At 74.7% G+C, this 14,730-nt stretch carries 18 protein-coding genes; 12 read left to right on the top strand and 6 right to left on the bottom strand.

Annotation, left to right across the window (positions count from 1 at the left end):
- Window positions 1–27 precede the first annotated feature (27 nt).
- From EJA20_RS06265 to EJA20_RS06255, 3 genes are all read left to right on the top strand, one after another.
- Complete coding sequence (locus EJA20_RS06265; protein ID WP_129337307.1) at window positions 28–756, top strand: SDR family oxidoreductase; 729 nt, start codon at window positions 28–30, stop codon at window positions 754–756.
- Between the two features lie 273 nt (window positions 757–1,029).
- Window positions 1,030–1,506 (top strand): hypothetical protein, encoded by a 477-nt coding sequence (locus EJA20_RS06260; protein ID WP_129337306.1) that lies wholly within the window; start codon window positions 1,030–1,032, stop codon window positions 1,504–1,506.
- Window positions 1,507–2,157: 651 nt separating this feature from the next.
- Window positions 2,158–2,340, top strand: coding sequence for a hypothetical protein (locus tag EJA20_RS06255; RefSeq protein ID WP_164983854.1), 183 nt, complete (start codon window positions 2,158–2,160; stop codon window positions 2,338–2,340).
- Between the two features lie 313 nt (window positions 2,341–2,653).
- Here EJA20_RS06255 and EJA20_RS06250 read toward each other — a convergent pair whose 3' ends face one another.
- Window positions 2,654–2,908 (bottom strand): hypothetical protein, encoded by a 255-nt coding sequence (locus EJA20_RS06250; RefSeq protein ID WP_129337304.1) that lies wholly within the window; start codon window positions 2,906–2,908, stop codon window positions 2,654–2,656.
- A 295-nt stretch (window positions 2,909–3,203) separates the two neighbouring features.
- Here EJA20_RS06250 and EJA20_RS06245 point away from each other — a divergent pair, with 295 nt between their 5' ends.
- The 3 genes from EJA20_RS06245 to EJA20_RS06230 all read left to right on the top strand — a co-directional run bounded on the left by EJA20_RS06245 (window position 3,204) and on the right by EJA20_RS06230 (window position 4,535).
- Window positions 3,204–3,527 (top strand): DMT family transporter, encoded by a 324-nt coding sequence (locus tag EJA20_RS06245; RefSeq protein WP_129337303.1) that lies wholly within the window; start codon window positions 3,204–3,206, stop codon window positions 3,525–3,527.
- 1 nt (window position 3,528) lies between these two features.
- Window positions 3,529–4,182, top strand: a complete 654-nt coding sequence (locus EJA20_RS18620) for a TetR/AcrR family transcriptional regulator (RefSeq protein WP_164983853.1) — start codon at window positions 3,529–3,531, stop codon at window positions 4,180–4,182.
- Between the two features lie 128 nt (window positions 4,183–4,310).
- Complete coding sequence (locus tag EJA20_RS06230) at window positions 4,311–4,535, top strand: hypothetical protein (protein ID WP_129337302.1); 225 nt, start codon at window positions 4,311–4,313, stop codon at window positions 4,533–4,535.
- Between the two features lie 224 nt (window positions 4,536–4,759).
- Here the strand turns inward: EJA20_RS06230 and EJA20_RS06225 are convergent, their stop codons facing one another.
- Window positions 4,760–5,164, bottom strand: a complete 405-nt coding sequence (locus tag EJA20_RS06225) for a hypothetical protein (protein WP_129337301.1) — start codon at window positions 5,162–5,164, stop codon at window positions 4,760–4,762.
- Window positions 5,165–5,310: 146 nt separating this feature from the next.
- Between EJA20_RS06225 and EJA20_RS19725 the strand changes: the two genes are divergently transcribed.
- The 5 genes from EJA20_RS19725 to EJA20_RS06205 all read left to right on the top strand — a co-directional run bounded on the left by EJA20_RS19725 (window position 5,311) and on the right by EJA20_RS06205 (window position 9,386).
- Window positions 5,311–5,442 (top strand): hypothetical protein, encoded by a 132-nt coding sequence (locus EJA20_RS19725; protein WP_276319524.1) that lies wholly within the window; start codon window positions 5,311–5,313, stop codon window positions 5,440–5,442.
- Between the two features lie 211 nt (window positions 5,443–5,653).
- Window positions 5,654–6,667, top strand: a complete 1,014-nt coding sequence (locus tag EJA20_RS19720; RefSeq protein WP_129337300.1) for a cold-shock protein — start codon at window positions 5,654–5,656, stop codon at window positions 6,665–6,667.
- Between the two features lie 157 nt (window positions 6,668–6,824).
- On the top strand, window positions 6,825–7,727 hold the full coding sequence (locus EJA20_RS06215) for an ABC transporter ATP-binding protein (RefSeq protein ID WP_129337299.1): 903 nt from the start codon (window positions 6,825–6,827) through the stop codon (window positions 7,725–7,727).
- On the top strand, window positions 7,727–8,500 hold the full coding sequence (locus EJA20_RS06210; RefSeq protein ID WP_129337298.1) for an ABC transporter permease: 774 nt from the start codon (window positions 7,727–7,729) through the stop codon (window positions 8,498–8,500). Before EJA20_RS06215 ends, EJA20_RS06210 begins: the two co-directional genes overlap by 1 nt.
- 55 nt (window positions 8,501–8,555) lie before the next feature.
- On the top strand, window positions 8,556–9,386 hold the full coding sequence (locus EJA20_RS06205) for a MerR family transcriptional regulator (RefSeq protein WP_129337297.1): 831 nt from the start codon (window positions 8,556–8,558) through the stop codon (window positions 9,384–9,386).
- Here EJA20_RS06205 and EJA20_RS06200 read toward each other — a convergent pair.
- The 3 genes from EJA20_RS06200 to EJA20_RS06190 are packed head-to-tail and all read right to left on the bottom strand — an operon-like array spanning window position 9,323 to window position 13,508.
- On the bottom strand, window positions 9,323–10,042 hold the full coding sequence (locus EJA20_RS06200) for a response regulator (protein WP_129337296.1): 720 nt from the start codon (window positions 10,040–10,042) through the stop codon (window positions 9,323–9,325). The genes EJA20_RS06205 and EJA20_RS06200 overlap by 64 nt on opposite strands.
- A complete protein-coding gene (locus EJA20_RS06195) occupies window positions 10,039–11,433 on the bottom strand; it encodes a sensor histidine kinase (protein ID WP_129337295.1) in 1,395 nt (464 codons plus the stop codon). Before EJA20_RS06195 ends, EJA20_RS06200 begins: the two co-directional genes overlap by 4 nt.
- A complete protein-coding gene (locus tag EJA20_RS06190; protein WP_129337294.1) occupies window positions 11,430–13,508 on the bottom strand; it encodes an APC family permease in 2,079 nt (692 codons plus the stop codon). The genes EJA20_RS06195 and EJA20_RS06190 overlap by 4 nt, the downstream gene beginning before the upstream one ends.
- Before the next feature lie 135 nt (window positions 13,509–13,643).
- Here EJA20_RS06190 and EJA20_RS06185 point away from each other — a divergent pair, with 135 nt between their 5' ends.
- Entirely contained in the window at window positions 13,644–14,075 is a 432-nt protein-coding gene (locus tag EJA20_RS06185) for a hypothetical protein (RefSeq protein ID WP_129337293.1), read from the top strand.
- Between the two features lie 15 nt (window positions 14,076–14,090).
- On the opposite strand, the gene EJA20_RS06180 is transcribed toward EJA20_RS06185, so the two are convergent.
- Window positions 14,091–14,639: a DUF4262 domain-containing protein gene (locus EJA20_RS06180; protein WP_205687393.1), complete on the bottom strand. Its 549-nt coding sequence runs from the start codon at window positions 14,637–14,639 to the stop codon at window positions 14,091–14,093.
- Window positions 14,640–14,730 lie beyond the last annotated feature (91 nt).

The following is a 14,730-nucleotide window of genomic DNA, read 5'->3' as shown; positions in this document are numbered from 1 at the left end:
CCCCTTACGAGCAGAGGAATCCACACCATGACGGACACCACCGGCCGCGTCGCGGTCATCACCGGCGCCTCCTCCGGGATCGGCGCCGCCACCGCTCGGGCACTCGCCGCCGAGGGCTACCGCGTCGCCCTGCTGGCGCGTCGAGCCGACCGCATCCAGGCCCTGGCCGACGAGCTGGGCGATGGTGCCATCGCCATCGAGGCCGACGTCACCGACCGGGACTCCGTCGTGGCCGCCGCCACCCGGGTCCAGAGCGAGCTGGGAGGCGTCGACGTGCTCGTCAACAACGCGGGCACGATGCTGCTCGGCCCGTTCTCCTCCCAGCAGCGCGCGGACTACCGCGCCATGGTCGAGGTCAACCTCCTCGGCGCGATCACCGCCACCGAGGTCTTCCTCGACCAGCTCAAGGACGGCGGCGGCGACCTCATCAACATCTCCTCCGTCGCCGGCCGCACCGCTCGCGCCGGCAACGGCGTCTACGCGGCCACGAAGTGGGCCATGAACGGCTGGTCGGAGTCCCTGCGCCAGGAGCTGCTGCCCGACGTCCGCGTCACGCTCATCGAGCCCGGCGTCGTCGACACCGAGCTGCCCACCCACATCACCCACGAAGAAACCCGCGCTGCCGTCCAGAAGGGCTACGACACGGCCAAGGTCAAGCCCGAGGAGGTCGCCGAGATCATCGCCTTCGTCCTGGCCCGCCCGCGCCACCTAGCCATCCACGAGGTCCTGCTCCGCCCGGCCGACCAGCTCGGGTAAGCGCTACTACCACCCTGGGTCGCTGCCCCGACCCTCCGCCATGTCGTCGCGTCTGCCCCGCTACGACTACCGCTCATGCCGTCGCCGTCAGGGAAGTCAACAAGTAGCCGCGTTGAAGGCGGCTGCGCTCGCGCGGATCTGCCGCGTTGAGGGCGGCTACGCTCGCCCGGATCTGCCGCTGATCGTGCGCACCCCCGGTTCACGGTCGTCGGGGCCACGGCGGCCTGGTGAGAGTCTTCATAGGTGCCCTCTGACGCTCTCGAAGAGCTCCGCATGTTGGCGATCAGGCAGCACCTCGACGGTCTCGTCAGGGCTGACCTCCTGATCGATGCCGCTCTTCGCGCCGTCGCCGAGAAGGTTGATGCACCATCACTGCTCGAGCTGGCGGGACTGACGCGCCGAGAGGAACCGGAGGCGCAAGAGCTCTTCCGCGCGATCGTGCGCGAGCTCGACCTGCAGGTGCCGGGTCCCGCTGAGGGGCGTTGGGAGCTCGTGCGCTGGTGGTGTCGCTCGATCGTCGAAGGTGTCCTACCACCCGAGGTGGGAGGACGGCTCATCTGGTCGGAAGGATGGAACGAGCTCGGGTTCCCCGCGAGCCTGCAACCCATCGTGGGCGCGACGAGCGAGTGGGACGACTGGACCCCGGACTGGGATGTCGAGCGCAAGGACTTCGAACGGCAGATCGTGAGGGAAGCCGAGGAGCTCCTCAAGGGTGCTTGGCCACCGCCCGAAGCGATGGGGTCCTCCTGACGCCCGGATCTGCCGCGAAGCGGTCGTTCGGACGGGAGCTTCGCTCGGCTCCACTCCCACCCAGAGGTCTATCGGCGTCGAAGCTGGCAATCCTCGAGACGGCGGAGCGTGGGCTGTTCGTCCGACGGTCCCGCGGAGGAGGACCGCTGCCCCATGCGGCAAGCGTCCGTTCCGGTGCCCGGGTAGCTGCTCCCGATCCGCGGGTGAATATGTGCTGTTGGCGCCGTTCCCACCGGTGGTTCCTGGCAGGGTGCGGCTGAGGTCTTACCGAGACCAGCGAATCTCGAGCGGGCGCGCACGAAGGGGACGAATGCGATGCAACTGGCACGAGGGTTCGCGCGATGGCTGGCGCTCGTGGCTGTCGCTGCCGTCGTACTCATCGCGACGTCGGTCTGGCTGCTCGACAACCCCTGAACCGCCGCTCTACCTGCCCTAGCGCTCGTCGCGGCACTGGCGCCGCTCAACGCGCTGATCCAGCACCGCATGCAGGACCGGATAGCGCGTCGCCAGCTGACGCGCCAAGTCGTTGAGGGGGCGTTACGCACCGCCGATGACTCGCCGCTGGGTCGCGCCGGGCGGTGGCGACACGGGCAGATGCACCTGTCTCCCGGCCGCATACACCTGGTGCCGCTCACGGGTGGGGTGCGCTTCATGAAGGGAACCCCGTTAGACATCGCGGTCGAGGCAGTGCACCAGACGGGCCAGACCACACGGTTGGGTCTCAGCGTTCTCGGCGGCTTGTCCATCCTCAACGCGCCGAGCGCGATCGGGACCATCGAGATCGCTGTACGCCCGGGCATGGAGGAGGCCGTGATCACCAAACTGGCGCCTTAGCCAAGCAGCCGCATCCGCCACGCGGTCATACCTGACGTCGCGACTGAACGTCCGGATCTGCCGCGATCCGGGCGCCTTCGCTTGCCCGGATCTACCGCTGAGCACCACGCGCGATCGAATACCGATGGTGGTCCGCGCTGGCGCCGGACGAGCCCCGTTCGCTCCCGGGATGAGACGACGAGCACGGTTCCGGCGATGAGGTCGAAGAACCGGGTCGAAGAGGAGCTCGCTGGCGTGGCCGGTCCTCACGGAGGTCTAGCTTCTCGGGCCGCGGATCCGTTGGCAGAACTGGACCGACCGGTAGCGTCGACGATCAGCGTGACCGGGCGGCGCGCACGAGCCGGACGGCGCCGTAGACGGCGACGAGCAGGCCCAGCCCTGCGATCAGCCAGTTGGCCCAGAGCGCGGACGTCCCGCGCAGCGGCTCGACCTGGTAGCCGGCGACAGCGAGCCCGAGGACGAGCCACAGCGTCGGCGACCACCACCATCGGTCGCGCAGCGCCGTGCCGCCGGAACCCGGATCGGGCGAGCTGCTGTCGTGCGGGGGAACGGCGTCGCGATCGGTCATGCGCCGACGATCCCACCCGCCCGCGGCCTCTCTACCACCTCGGGCGCGGCGTGCCGCCGGAGAGGCGGACCTCGGCCGACGGATGTCGAGACCGCGTCATCACGGCGCCGGGGCCGGGCCCCCGACGGCGCGAGTGCCCGGCGGGCGACCGTCGTGACGCGGAGGGGGCGGCGGTGCTCGGCAACACGGGCCGCCAGCGGCGGCGAGGGTCGACGACGGCGCGGTGGTTGCCAAACTGGTACGGGCGTGCCACTGTTATGGCACATCCGTACCAACTTGAGAGAGGAGCCCTGCCATGGCCTGGGCGCTCGTCGTCATCGCCGGCCTGCTCGAGACGGGGTTCGCCCTGTCCCTGAAGGCCAGCGAGGGGTTCTCACGGCTCGTCCCGAGCGTGATGTTCGTCGTGTTCGCCGCTTCCAGCTTCACGCTGCTGGCGATCGGTCTGCGCACCCTGCCCGTGGGGTCCGCCTACGCCGTGTGGACGGGCATCGGGGCCGTCGGGACCGCCGTGGTCGGGATGGTCTTCCTGGGGGAGTCGATCGAGGTCCTCAAGCTCGTCTCGATCGTGCTGATCGTGGCCGGCGTGGTCGGTCTGCAGCTCACCAGCAGCGCGCACTGACGTGGCAGCTCCGGCGACGAGGTACGCGCGCGGTCAGCAGCGGCGGGACGCGCTGATCGCCGCCGCCGCCGACCTGCTGCTCGAGCACGGACTCGGCGCGCTCAGCCACCGCGCCGTCGCCACCCGTGCCGGGCTTCCCCTGGCCTCGACCACGTACTACTTCGCCTCTGCCGAGGACCTGCGCGACGAAGCCCTGCAGCACCTCGCGGACACATGGGTCGTCCGGGCGCAGGAGGTGGTCGATCGCCTCCCGGACGACCTCGGCGTCGACCTGGCTGCCCAGGCCGTCGCCCAGATCATCGGCGCGGACGAGTCCAGCGCCCGGATGCTGCTGATGTACGAGCGGTACCTCGACGCGGGTCGGCACCCACGCCTGCGTCCGGTCGTGGTCGCCTGGAACGCACGCCTGGAGCACCTCGTGCACCGCGTGCTGACGCGTGCAGGGCTGGCACCCGATCCGGGCGCGCCACGCCTCGTGCTGGCGGTCGCCGACGGAACCGCGGTGACCGCTCTCGCGGAAGGCTCCTCTGTCCAGGAGGCGGTGACCGGGTCCGTGCACCGGCTGCTCTCGCTGCTCCGCGAGACCCAGGGCGGCTCGACGGGTCCAGGCGGTCTGGACCCGTGGCGGGACTCCTCGACCCACCCCGACCTGTGATCCGCGGGGCGGAGACCCGGTGCGCACGGCGCGATCAGCGCGACGTCCCGATGGCGCGGCGCAGCGGGGGCGCCGACCATGAGGGCGACCTGGTCCGCGACGGCCCGGGCACGGCAGGAAGGGCGACCATGAGCGACGCGGCGCAGGACGCGGGACCCGGGACGACGGGCGAGGGCGGCTACGGCTACCCGAGCCTCGAGCAGGAGGTCACCCCCGAGGTGCTCGAGGCGGGAGCGGAGTCCGACGGTTCGGACGACTCGACGCCCGAGGTCGAGCCGGCCGAGGACGGCGGTGGCGTGCCGGAACCCGGCGAGCTCGACGACGACCCGTCGGCGGTGCCGCCGCCGGACTGAGCGGACGCGACGCCGGTCCGCTCCGTCCGGGGGAGCACGGACGGGCGCTGACGCCGGCCGTGGCGGACGACCCGCTCGTCGTCGGTCGGAGGAGGCCCGGGCGCTGGTGCCGGGTCCGCAGCACGAGCGCTCCCGGTCCGCGCAGCGGCGGTCCGGTCCCGCCACGCCGTCACGGTCGTGTCTCAGGGGGACAGGGCCGCGCTCCGCCGCCGCCCGCGGCCTCCTTAGGCGCTCGCGCGGTCCCGCGTGTCGCGCACCAGGGCGACGAGGGCCCGGCCCGCGAGCATCCCACCGCCGGCGAGCGCGACGGCGAGAGCATCCCCCCATCGCGGGACGACCACCACGGCGACGAGGACGATCACCGCGGTGGTGCCCGTGTGGACGAGCACACGCCGTCGTCGCGTCGGGCCGGGTCGGAGCTCGTCCTCCCGGACCTCCGCGACGACCCCGACCAGGAGGGCCACCGCGGCGATCGCCCGCGGGTCGGCACCGGTGATCACCACCACGGCGACGGCGACCACCACGACGGCCAGTCGTTCGAGGAGCAGGACCCGCTCGCCCGGCCCGGTCGGGACCTCGTCGTCGACCGGTCGGAGGGGACCGGGCGGCACGGGCGACGACGCTTCCACCCGCCCATGATCGCCGGTCGGCGCACCGTGCAGGGGTGGGCGGCGTGTCCGGCTGCGGCCACCGCGGGGACCTCGGTCACCGGACGGCAGGGACCCGTGGTCGACGCGTGCTTCCGCGACCGGAGGGCGAGGTCTACCGTCCGAGCATGAGCCACGACGCTCCTCGGGCCCTCCGCCGTCGCGTCGCCGCCGCGATGGTGTCGGAGCCGGTGGTCTGGGCGCTGGTCCTCGCGTTCGTGTCGGGCCTCGCCGCCGCCTCCGGCGCCCTCAGCGACTGAGGAGACCGCCCGCCGGGCCGGCCGGTGCCGCGAGGGGTCGGGCGGCCCGCGCTGCGCCGCCCCGGTGGTCGCCGCCGCCGACGCCCGGGGGTGCCGCCTCGTCGGAGAGCGGCGGGGCCCACGGCACCGGCCGGTGCCCGACGACCGCGGGCCCCCGCGGGCGGGGGACACTAGGGGGCACCGACCGCAGCTTTCCGACGAGGAGTCCACCGTGCCGCAGGGAACAGTCCGCTGGTTCGACGCCGAGCGGGGGTTCGGCTTCATCGCGCTCGACGACGGGGGCGAGGACCTGTTCGTGCACGCGTCCGAGGTCGTCGACGACGACGGGGCGCGGCTCCTGCGCGAGGGCCAGGTCGTCGAGTTCGAGGTGGGCGCGGGCGACCGCGGCCCCCAGGCGCGCCGGGTCCACGTGACGGGCGACGTGCCGCCGGACGCGCCGCTCGGCCTGCTCGGCGCCGTCACCTGGTACGAGCCGAGCAAGGGGTACGGCTTCCTCACGCCCGAGGACGGGGGGCCGGAGATCTTCGTGCACAGCTCGGCCATCGTGGGCGGCGGCGTGGTCGTCGAGGGCCAGCGCGTGGCGTTCCTCGTCGTCGACGGGGAGAAGGGTCCGCAGGCGGACCACCTGCTGCCGCTCGGCCCCGAGCCGGCCCGGTCCGCGGCGGTCGCCGACGGCGCCGACGGCACCGTCACCTGGTACGACGCGGAGAAGGGCTTCGGCTTCATCGCGCCGGACTCCGGCGGCGGGGACGTGTTCGCGCACGCCCGGTCGCTGGCGGGCGGGCTCGCCGAGCTGGCCGAGGGGGACCGGGTGACCTTCGGCGTCGTCGACGGCGAGAAGGGGCCCCAGGCCCGGGACGTCCGTCTGGTGGGCGGCCCGGCCCCCCGCGGCCGCGCGGCCGCGGCCCCCCGCGACCGGGCCCCGGCCGGCTCCCGGGACCGGGGCGCCGGCGGCTCCCGCGACCGGGGTCCGGCGGGCCCGCGCGGCCGCTCCGAGCGCCCGGCGAACCCCGGTGCCCCCGCCCGGGGCGGCGAGGGCGTCGTCGCGCGCTACGACGCGGACCGGGGCTTCGGCTTCATCACCCCGGACTCGGGTGGCGCGGACCTCTTCGTGCACGTGTCGGTCGTGCGCGGCGGCGAGGGCCTGCAGGAGGGCGACCGCGTCCGTTTCATGGTGCGCCAGAGCGACCGCGGGCCGCAGGCCGACCGGGTCGAGCCCCTCTGACCGACGGCGGGACCGGTCCGGCGCCCGACCGGTCCCGCTCGGCAGGCCCCGCGGCTCCGGGGCGGGTGGTCCGCCGGGGCGGCCGACGTGAGGGTGCGGATCCCGTCGTCGACAGGGGCTTGACCCTGACGCAGCGTCAACCCCCGACGCTCGTCTCATGAGCGCAGAACCCGCCCCCGCACCCACCCCGACCCGAGCCGCCGCACCCGCCGCGGCCTCCTCCGGCCCCGCCGTCCGCGTCCGTGGCCTCACGAAGTCCTACGGCGACCTCGCCGTGCTCCGCGGGGTCGACCTCGACGTCGCCCGCGGCAGCGTCCTCGCCCTGCTCGGCTCCAACGGCGCCGGCAAGACGACCCTCGTGAAGATCCTGTCGACCCTGCTCCGCGCCGACTCCGGCACGGCGTCGGTGAACGGTTTCGACGTCGCCACACAGGCGCGCGACGTGCGCGCCTCGCTCAGCCTCACCGGCCAGTTCGCGGCGGTCGACGGGCTGCTCACCGGCCGCGAGAACCTCGAGCTCGTCGCCCGGCTGCGTCACCTGCCCCGCCCGGGCGCGATCGCCGACGAGCTGCTGGCCCGCTTCTCCCTCACCGAGGCCGGGGGCCGTCGGGCCGCGACCTTCTCCGGCGGCATGCAGCGCCGCCTCGACCTGGCGATGAGCCTCGTCGGGCACCCGGCGGTGGTCGTGCTCGACGAGCCGACCACGGGCCTGGACCCGGAGGCCCGGCTGGGCGTGTGGGCGGCGGTGGCCGAGCTCGCCGCCGGCGGCACCAGCGTCCTGCTCACGACGCAGCACCTGGAGGAGGCCGAGCGCCTCGCGGACCGCATCGCGATCCTGCACGGGGGACGGATCCTCGTCGACGGGACGCTCGCCGAGCTCACCGCCCTGCTGCCGCCCGCGCGCGTGGAGTACGTGGAGAAGCGGCCCAGCCTCGAGGACGTGTTCCTCGCGCTGACGGCGTCGGGACGCGGCGTCCCCGCCGAGCCCTCCACCGCCACGAGCGCCGCGAGCACCACGAGCACCACGACCCGCACCACCGAGCGCGAGGGGGACCTGTGATGGACCGGCACTTCTGGGGCGATACCGCGGTGCTCACCCGACGGTCGCTGACGCACGTGCTGCGCAGCCCCGACACCATCGTCACCACGGCCGTCATGCCGGTGGCCATCATGCTGCTCTTCGTCTTCGTCCTCGGCGGCTCCATCGACACCGGGGCGGGCGCGGGAGCGGGGTCCTACGTGGACTACCTGCTCCCCGGCATCCTGCTCATCACGGTGGCCACCGGCGTCTCCTACACGGCGTACCGCCTGTTCCTCGACCTGCAGGGCGGCCTGCTCGAGCGGTTCCGCTCCATGCCCGTGGCGCGCACGTCGGTGCTGTGGGCGCACGTGCTGACGTCGCTCGTCGCCAACGTGGTCTCGCTCGTGCTCGTCGTGGGCGTCGCCGTGGCGATCGGGTTCCGCTCCGGTGCGGCCGTCCCCGCCTGGCTCGGGGTCGTCGGGATCATGCTGCTCTTCACGCTGGCGCTCACGTGGCTCGCGGTGATCCCCGGCCTCACGGCGACCTCGGTGGAGGGGGCGAGCGCGTTCTCCTACCCGCTCGTCTTCCTGCCGTTCCTCAGCTCGGCCTTCGCGCCCACCGACGCCATGCCCGGCCCGGTGCGATGGTTCGCCGAGCACCAGCCGGTCACCGCGATCGTCGACGCCCTGCGCGCGCTGCTGACGCAGCAGCCCGTCGGCACGGGCATCTGGACCGCGCTGGCCTGGTGCGTCGGCCTGCTCGTCCTCGCGGTCCTCGTCGCGGCCCGCACCTACCGTCGGAAGCTCTCGTGACCGCCGGCCGGCGACCCCTCCCGCCCCGGCGGGCGGGAGGGGCAGGATCGGGACCGTGCTGACCATCGGACAGCTGGCGGCCTACGCGGGGGTGACCGTCCGCGCCGTGCGCCACTACCACCAGATCGGGCTGCTGCCCGAGCCCGACCGGGACCCGTCGGGGTACCGGCGGTACGGCGCGAAGGCGGTCGTCGCGCTCGTGCGGATCCGCACCCTGACGGAGGCCGGCGTCCCGCTGTCGGAGATCGCCCCGCTGCTGGAGGCCGACGAGGAGACGTTCGCCGCCGCGGTCCGCCGCATCGACGCCCGGCTGCGCGAGGAGGTGCGCCGCCTCGAGCGCAGCCGGGCCCAGATCGCCCGGCTCGCCGCCGGCGACGCGCTCGTCCTGCCGCCCGAGGTCGTCGCGTACCTCGACGCCCTGCGCGCCCTGGGCGTCTCGGGCCGCGTGCTCGAGGGGGAGCGCGACGGCTGGATCCTCGTCGCCGCCCGCTTCCCCGAGCAGGTGCTCACGTGGATGCCGGGCAAGCTCGCCTCCCTGGAGGACCCGCAGGTCGTCCGGCTCTACCGGGTGCTCTCCCAGCTCGCCGACGGGGAGGAGATCGACGACGCGCTGCTGGTGGAGGCGGCCGACCTCATGGCCGGCCTGGCGGAGGAGGCCGTGGCCGCCGGCGGGGACGACCCGCTCGGCGGGGCGCAGGACCCTGCCGCCTTCGACCTGCTCGACGCGCTGGCGCTGGAGACCGACCCGCGGATGGTGCGGATGTTCGACCTCATGCGCGAGCGCGGCTGGGCGACGTGGACCCGGCTCGAGCGCGTGCCGGGTCAGCCGGGCGGCGCCCCGCCGCTCCCGGTCGGGCCCGACGTCGCGGCACCCTCGAACCGGTAGCCCATGCCGACCTCCGTGACGAGGTAGCGCGGCCGCGACGGCTCCGGCTCGAGCTTGCGGCGCAGGTTTGCCAGGTGGACGCGCAGGTAGTTCGTCTCCGTCTCGTACGCCGGCCCCCAGATGGTCCGCAGGAGCTCGCGCTGGGTGACCAGACGCCCGGGGCTGCGCACGAGGAGCTCGAGCAGGTGCCACTCCGTCGGGGTGAGGCGGACGTCGCCGGCGTCCGTCGTGACGCGCCGGGCGGCCAGGTCCACGGTGAAGTCCGGCGTGCGGACCGCCGGCACGTCGGGGGAGGACCCGGCGCGCCGCAGCGCCGCCCGGACGCGGGCCAGCAGCTCGTCCATCCCGAACGGCTTCGTCACGTAGTCGTCCGCGCCGGCGTCGAGCGCGGCGACCTTCGCCGCCTGCGCGTCCCGGGCGGACAGCACGAGCACCGGCAGCGTCGTCCAGCCGCGCAGGCCGTGGACCACCTCGAGGCCGTCGGCGTCGGGCAGCCCGAGGTCGACGACCGCGAGGTCCGGCGGCGTGCGGGCCGCCAGCGCCAGCGCCGTCCGGGCGTCGCCGGCGGTCTCGACCTCGTAGCCGCGGGCGACGAGCATGATCCGCAGCGCGCGCACGAGCTGCCGCTCGTCGTCGACGACGAGGATGCGCGTCATGCCGCCACCGGCAGCTCGACGGTCAGGGTGAGGCCGCCGCCGGGGGTGTCCCCGACGACGAGCGTGCCGCCCTGCGCCTCCGTGAAGCCCCGGGCGACCGCCAGCCCGAGGCCGAGCCCGTCGCCCGTGGTGTCGTCGAGCCGCTGGAACGCCACGAACATCGCCTCCCGGCGCTCGGGGGGCACGCCGGGGCCGTGGTCGACGACCCGCAGCAGCACCCGGCCGTCGGCGCTCGCGCCCTCGACCCGCACCGGGGACGTCGGCGGGCTCGCCCGGCACGCGTTCGAGACGAGGTTGGCGACGACGCGCTCGAGGAGGCCGGCGTCCGCGCGGGCCGGCGGCAGGTCGTCGGGGACGTCGACGAGGACGGCGACGCCGCCGGTGTCGGTGCCGAGCACGGCGGCCGCCACGACGGCGTCGAGCGGCGTCGGGGCGAGGTCCACGGCCAGCGCCCCGGCGCGCAGCCGGCTGAGGGACAGCAGGTTGTCGACGACGCCGGTGAGCCGGTCGGCGGACTCCTCGACGGTGGCGAGCAGCTCGTCGCGGTCCTGCTCGGACAGCACCACGTCCCGCTGCCGCAGCCCGGAGACCGCGGCCTTGATGCCCGCCAGCGGGGTGCGCAGGTCGTGCCCGACGGCCCCGAGCAGCGCGGCCCGCAGCTCGTCGACCCGAGCGAGCCGCTCCGCCCGTGCGGCACCCGCCGCCAGCCGCTGCGTCTCCAGCGCCCGGGCGGCGGCGGCGGCGAGCCGCTCCAGGGCCCCGCGGTCCTCCGCGAACAGGCGCGGCCCCCAGCCGTGCAGCTCGACGCCCCCGCCCGCGGCGACGACGTGCGTCGGGGTGCCGGCGGGTGGCGGTCCCACGCGCTCGCGCTCCGCCCCGTCCTCGAGGAGCGCCACCGTGCTCATTCGGTAGGCCTCCGCGACCTGGCCCAGCAGCCGGGGGAGCGACCCCTCCTCGACCGGCCCCGTGCTCGCCCGCGCCAGCAGCGCGGCCTCGACCGCGCGCCGGGCGGCGGTGGTGCGGGACCGGGCGGCCGCGTCAACGGCCAGGCCCACCACCACCGCGACGCCGACGTAGACCGCGAGGGTCACCACGTCCTGCCGGCTGCCGATCTCCAGCGTGTGCAGCGGCTCGACGAAGAAGTAGTTGACGAGCACCGCCGCCGCGACCCCCGACGCCGCCGCCGGGACGGTGCCCCCGGCCGCCGCCGCGAGCACGACCGGCACGAGGTAGAGCAGCACGACGACGGGCAGCGACGGTGCCGGCCGGGCCGCGACGAGCACCGCGGTGAGGACGGCCAGGCCGACCACCGCGGCCACGGACGCGACGAGGGCCCGGCGGCGGCCGGTGCGCGCCAGCCGTCCGTCGGCCGTCGCGCGGGGGCTCGTCATGGCAGCAGTGTCCCCTGCCCGCCCGTCCCGCCCGGTCCGCTCGTCCCCCCGGCCCCTGTCGACGCCGCGACGGGCGTGCGCTCGGGCCGACGTCCCGCCCGGCCGCGCCCCTCGTCGCCCCCGTGCCCGTCCCCGTGCCCGTGCCCCTGCCCGTGGCTCGACGCGAGCTGCCACGGGACGCTGACGACCATGACGCGCCGCTGGAAGAGCAGGCGGGCCTTGAGCCGCAGGGCGCTCTGGTTGTGCAGCAGCCCCTCCCACCAGCGCCCCACGACGTACTCGGGCACGACGACCACGACGAGGTCCTCCGGCCGCTGCTCCCGCAGCCGGGCCACGTGCGCCAGGACGGGACCGGTGACGTCGCGGAAGGGCGAGTCGAGCACCGTCAGCGGCACGGGGACGTCCCGCTCGGCCCACGCGCGGCGCAGCGCGTCGGCCTCGTCGGGGGTGATGGCCACGGTGAGGGCGGTGAGCGTGTCCGGGCGCGTGGCGCGCGCGTAGGCCAGGGCCTGGAGCGTCGGGCTGTGCAGCTGCGACACGAGCACGACGGCGTGCACCCGCGGCGGCAGCGGGATCCCGCCGGGGGCGGGCTCGAGCTCGGCGGCGACCCGGGCGTAGTGGCGGCGGATCGCCCGCATGAGCAGGACGAGCAGCGGGACGGCGAGGACGACGAGGTACGCGCCGTGCGTGAACTTCGTGACGAGCACGACGAGGAGCACGAGCCCGGTCGCCACCGCGCCGGCGGCGTTCACCCGGCGCGAGCGGCGCAGGCGGCGCCGGTCCTCGTCGACCAGACCCGGGGCGGCGAGCGCGCGGCCCCAGTGCCGCACCATCCCGACCTGGCTGACCGTGAAGGACGTGAACACCCCGAGGATGTAGAGCTGGACGAGCCGGGTGACGGAGGCGTCGAACATCCACAGGAGCCCGCCGGCGACCGCGGCGAGCACGACGATGCCGTTGGAGAACGCGAGCCGGTCGCCGCGCGTGTGGAGCTGGCGGGGCAGGTAGCGGTCGTCGGCGAGGATAGCGCCGAGCATCGGGAAGCCGTTGAACGCCGTGTTGGCGGCGAGCACCAGCACCAGCGCGGTCGTGGCCTGGACGAGGTAGAACCCCACGCCCCCGGCGCCGAACACCGCCGCGGCGAGCTGCGCGACGGCCGTGCGCTGCGGGTCCGTCGTGCAGTCGCCCGGGAACCCGACGAGCGCGCACGTGTCTTCGGCGACCCGCACGTGCGCGACGAGCGCCAGCGCGGTGATCCCGGCGAACAGCGTGATGGCGACGAGCCCCATCGCGAGCATGGTGCGGGCGGCGTTCTCGCGCTTCGGCGGGCGGAAGGAGGGCACGCCGTTGGAGATCGCCTCGACGCCGGTCAGCGCCGTGCACCCGGACGCGAAGGCCCGCAGGGCCAGCAGCACGAGCGCCAGCCCCGTGAGCCCGACCTGCTCGGGCCGCACCGTCCACCCGGCCGACTCCGCGACGGGCGGGTCCCCGGCGACGGCCCGGCCCAGCCCGACGGCGACCATGACGAGCACGGCCGCGATGAACAGGTACGTCGGCCAGGCGAACGCCCGGCCCGACTCCCGCACCCCGCGCAGGTTCATCGTCATGAGCAGCGCGACGAGCCCGACGCAGACCACCACCCGGTACGGGTGCAGCGCGGGCACGGCCGAGACGATGTTGTCGACCCCCGCCGCCACCGACACGGCCACCGTCATGACGTAGTCGACGAGGAGCGCCGCCGCGACGACGAGCCCCGCCGTCGGCCCGAGGTTGCGCGAGGCGACCTCGTAGGAGCCGCCGCCGCTGGGGTAGGCCCGGACGACCTGCCGGTAGGACGCCACGACGAGCGCCAGCAGCACGACGACCGCGAGCGCCACCCAGGGCGCGAGGTAGAGGTACGCCAACCCGCCGAGGGCGAGGACCAGCAGGATCTCCTGCGTGGCGTAGGCGACCGACGACAGCGGGTCGCTGGCGAAGACCGGCAGCGCGATCCGCTTGGGCAGCAGCGTCTCGCCGAGGCGGTCGCTGCGCAGGGGGCGGCCGACGTACAGCCGCTTGATGGAGGTGGTGAGCACGTCCCCGACCCCACCCCACGCGTGCCGCGGGGGAGCCGGTCTTCACGCGTCCTTGACGCGGCGCCCGCCGACGTTGACGCCCCCTTGTCACGGAGCCTCCCCGCTGCCTCCCCGCACGGGCAGGACACTGGCCCGATGGGAGGGATCGCCTACGTCCGTCAGCCATGGGACCGGGAACGGTTCCGGCGCGCCTTCGAGGTCGGCGTGGACGGCTTCTCGTTCGACGCCGCGTCGCTGAGGGGTTACGCGATCGACGGCCGGGGGTCGCGGCGCGTCGAGGTCGACTGGGCGTCACTCCCGGTCTCCCTCAGCACGGTGAACACCCGCGGCTGGTCGCCCACCTCGCGACGTCTCCACTCGCTCTCGCTCGAGTCGTCCCCGCGCGAGGACGACCCCGCCCTCGACCTCCGGCCGTTGCTCGCGCTGCCGTCGCTCGCCCACGCGGTCATCACGGGGAGGAGTGTCATCGGCCGCGACGAGCTGGACCGACACATCGCCGACGGTCGTGCGCGGCGACGAGAAGCGCCCTCGCTGCGGCGGCCCCGGCGCACTGCGGACGGCCCGTGAGGCGCTTCGTGGTCGTCAGCGGCCAGGAGGCGGGACGGGGGCCCAGGCGTAGAGGACGGGCTGCGAGAACGATTCGTCGAAGTCGGGATCCCACGGCATCCGGTTCTCGCGGTCGGGCAGCACGAGCTGGCGCACGCGCACCTGGTCGCCGTACTGCTCCTCCGCCACGCCGAGGGGAGCCCTTCGACGCACGGCGGTCCGCAGCTGCGGGTGGAAGGGGCCCTCGAGGAGCTCGACGAGAGGCTGTCCGTCCACGATCGTCGCGCCGCCGACGAGGGCGGATGCGAGGTCATTCAGCACGGCCCCTGCCACCTCCGCCGGAAGGCCGTACACGACCAGCTCCGGCAGGTCCTTCGCCGTCAGACCGGCCGTGTAGTGGAAGTCCCAGGGCTCCTCGTCCTCGGCCGGCACCGTGACCACGAGCCAGCCGTGCTCCTCGATGCGGCGCCGATCCTCCTCCGCGCTGCTGCACGTGCACCACGCGGGGTGGTCGTGCTCGTGCCCGTGCTCCGGAGGCACCGGTGCCTCCGGCTCGGGGCGGGGGCCGCGGAAGGAGAACCTCACGCCGGCGATCGTCGCACGACGCGGTCCCGCTGACCGTCCGGCAGGCCCGTGCCGGACCGGCGACAAGACCCGGAAAGGCGGGTCCGACCGC

Source organism: Cellulomonas endophytica (genome assembly GCF_004123805.1).
Lineage (GTDB): Bacteria > Actinomycetota > Actinomycetes > Actinomycetales > Cellulomonadaceae > Cellulomonas > Cellulomonas endophytica.
The sequence above is the reverse complement of the archived record's forward strand: the minus strand, read 5'-3'. Positions and strand labels throughout refer to the sequence as shown.

Excerpts from the sequence above, each read along its gene's own strand:
- EJA20_RS19725 (WP_276319524.1), top strand. The coding sequence starts at position 5,311 with ATGAGCCACGACGCTCCTCGGGCCCTCCGCCGTCGCGTCGCCGCCGCG.
- EJA20_RS06185 (WP_129337293.1), top strand. The coding sequence starts at position 13,644 with ATGGGAGGGATCGCCTACGTCCGTCAGCCATGGGACCGGGAACGGTTC.
- EJA20_RS06245 (WP_129337303.1), top strand. The coding sequence starts at position 3,204 with ATGGCCTGGGCGCTCGTCGTCATCGCCGGCCTGCTCGAGACGGGGTTC.
- EJA20_RS06195 (WP_129337295.1), bottom strand. The coding sequence starts at position 11,433 with ATGACGAGCCCCCGCGCGACGGCCGACGGACGGCTGGCGCGCACCGGC.
- EJA20_RS06210 (WP_129337298.1), top strand. The coding sequence starts at position 7,727 with ATGGACCGGCACTTCTGGGGCGATACCGCGGTGCTCACCCGACGGTCG.
- EJA20_RS06230 (WP_129337302.1), top strand. The coding sequence starts at position 4,311 with ATGAGCGACGCGGCGCAGGACGCGGGACCCGGGACGACGGGCGAGGGC.
- EJA20_RS06250 (WP_129337304.1), bottom strand. The coding sequence starts at position 2,908 with ATGACCGATCGCGACGCCGTTCCCCCGCACGACAGCAGCTCGCCCGAT.
- EJA20_RS06260 (WP_129337306.1), top strand. The coding sequence starts at position 1,030 with ATGTTGGCGATCAGGCAGCACCTCGACGGTCTCGTCAGGGCTGACCTC.
- EJA20_RS06265 (WP_129337307.1), top strand. The coding sequence starts at position 28 with ATGACGGACACCACCGGCCGCGTCGCGGTCATCACCGGCGCCTCCTCC.
- EJA20_RS06200 (WP_129337296.1), bottom strand. The coding sequence starts at position 10,042 with ATGACGCGCATCCTCGTCGTCGACGACGAGCGGCAGCTCGTGCGCGCG.
- EJA20_RS06215 (WP_129337299.1), top strand. The coding sequence starts at position 6,825 with ATGAGCGCAGAACCCGCCCCCGCACCCACCCCGACCCGAGCCGCCGCA.
- EJA20_RS06255 (WP_164983854.1), top strand. The coding sequence starts at position 2,158 with ATGAAGGGAACCCCGTTAGACATCGCGGTCGAGGCAGTGCACCAGACG.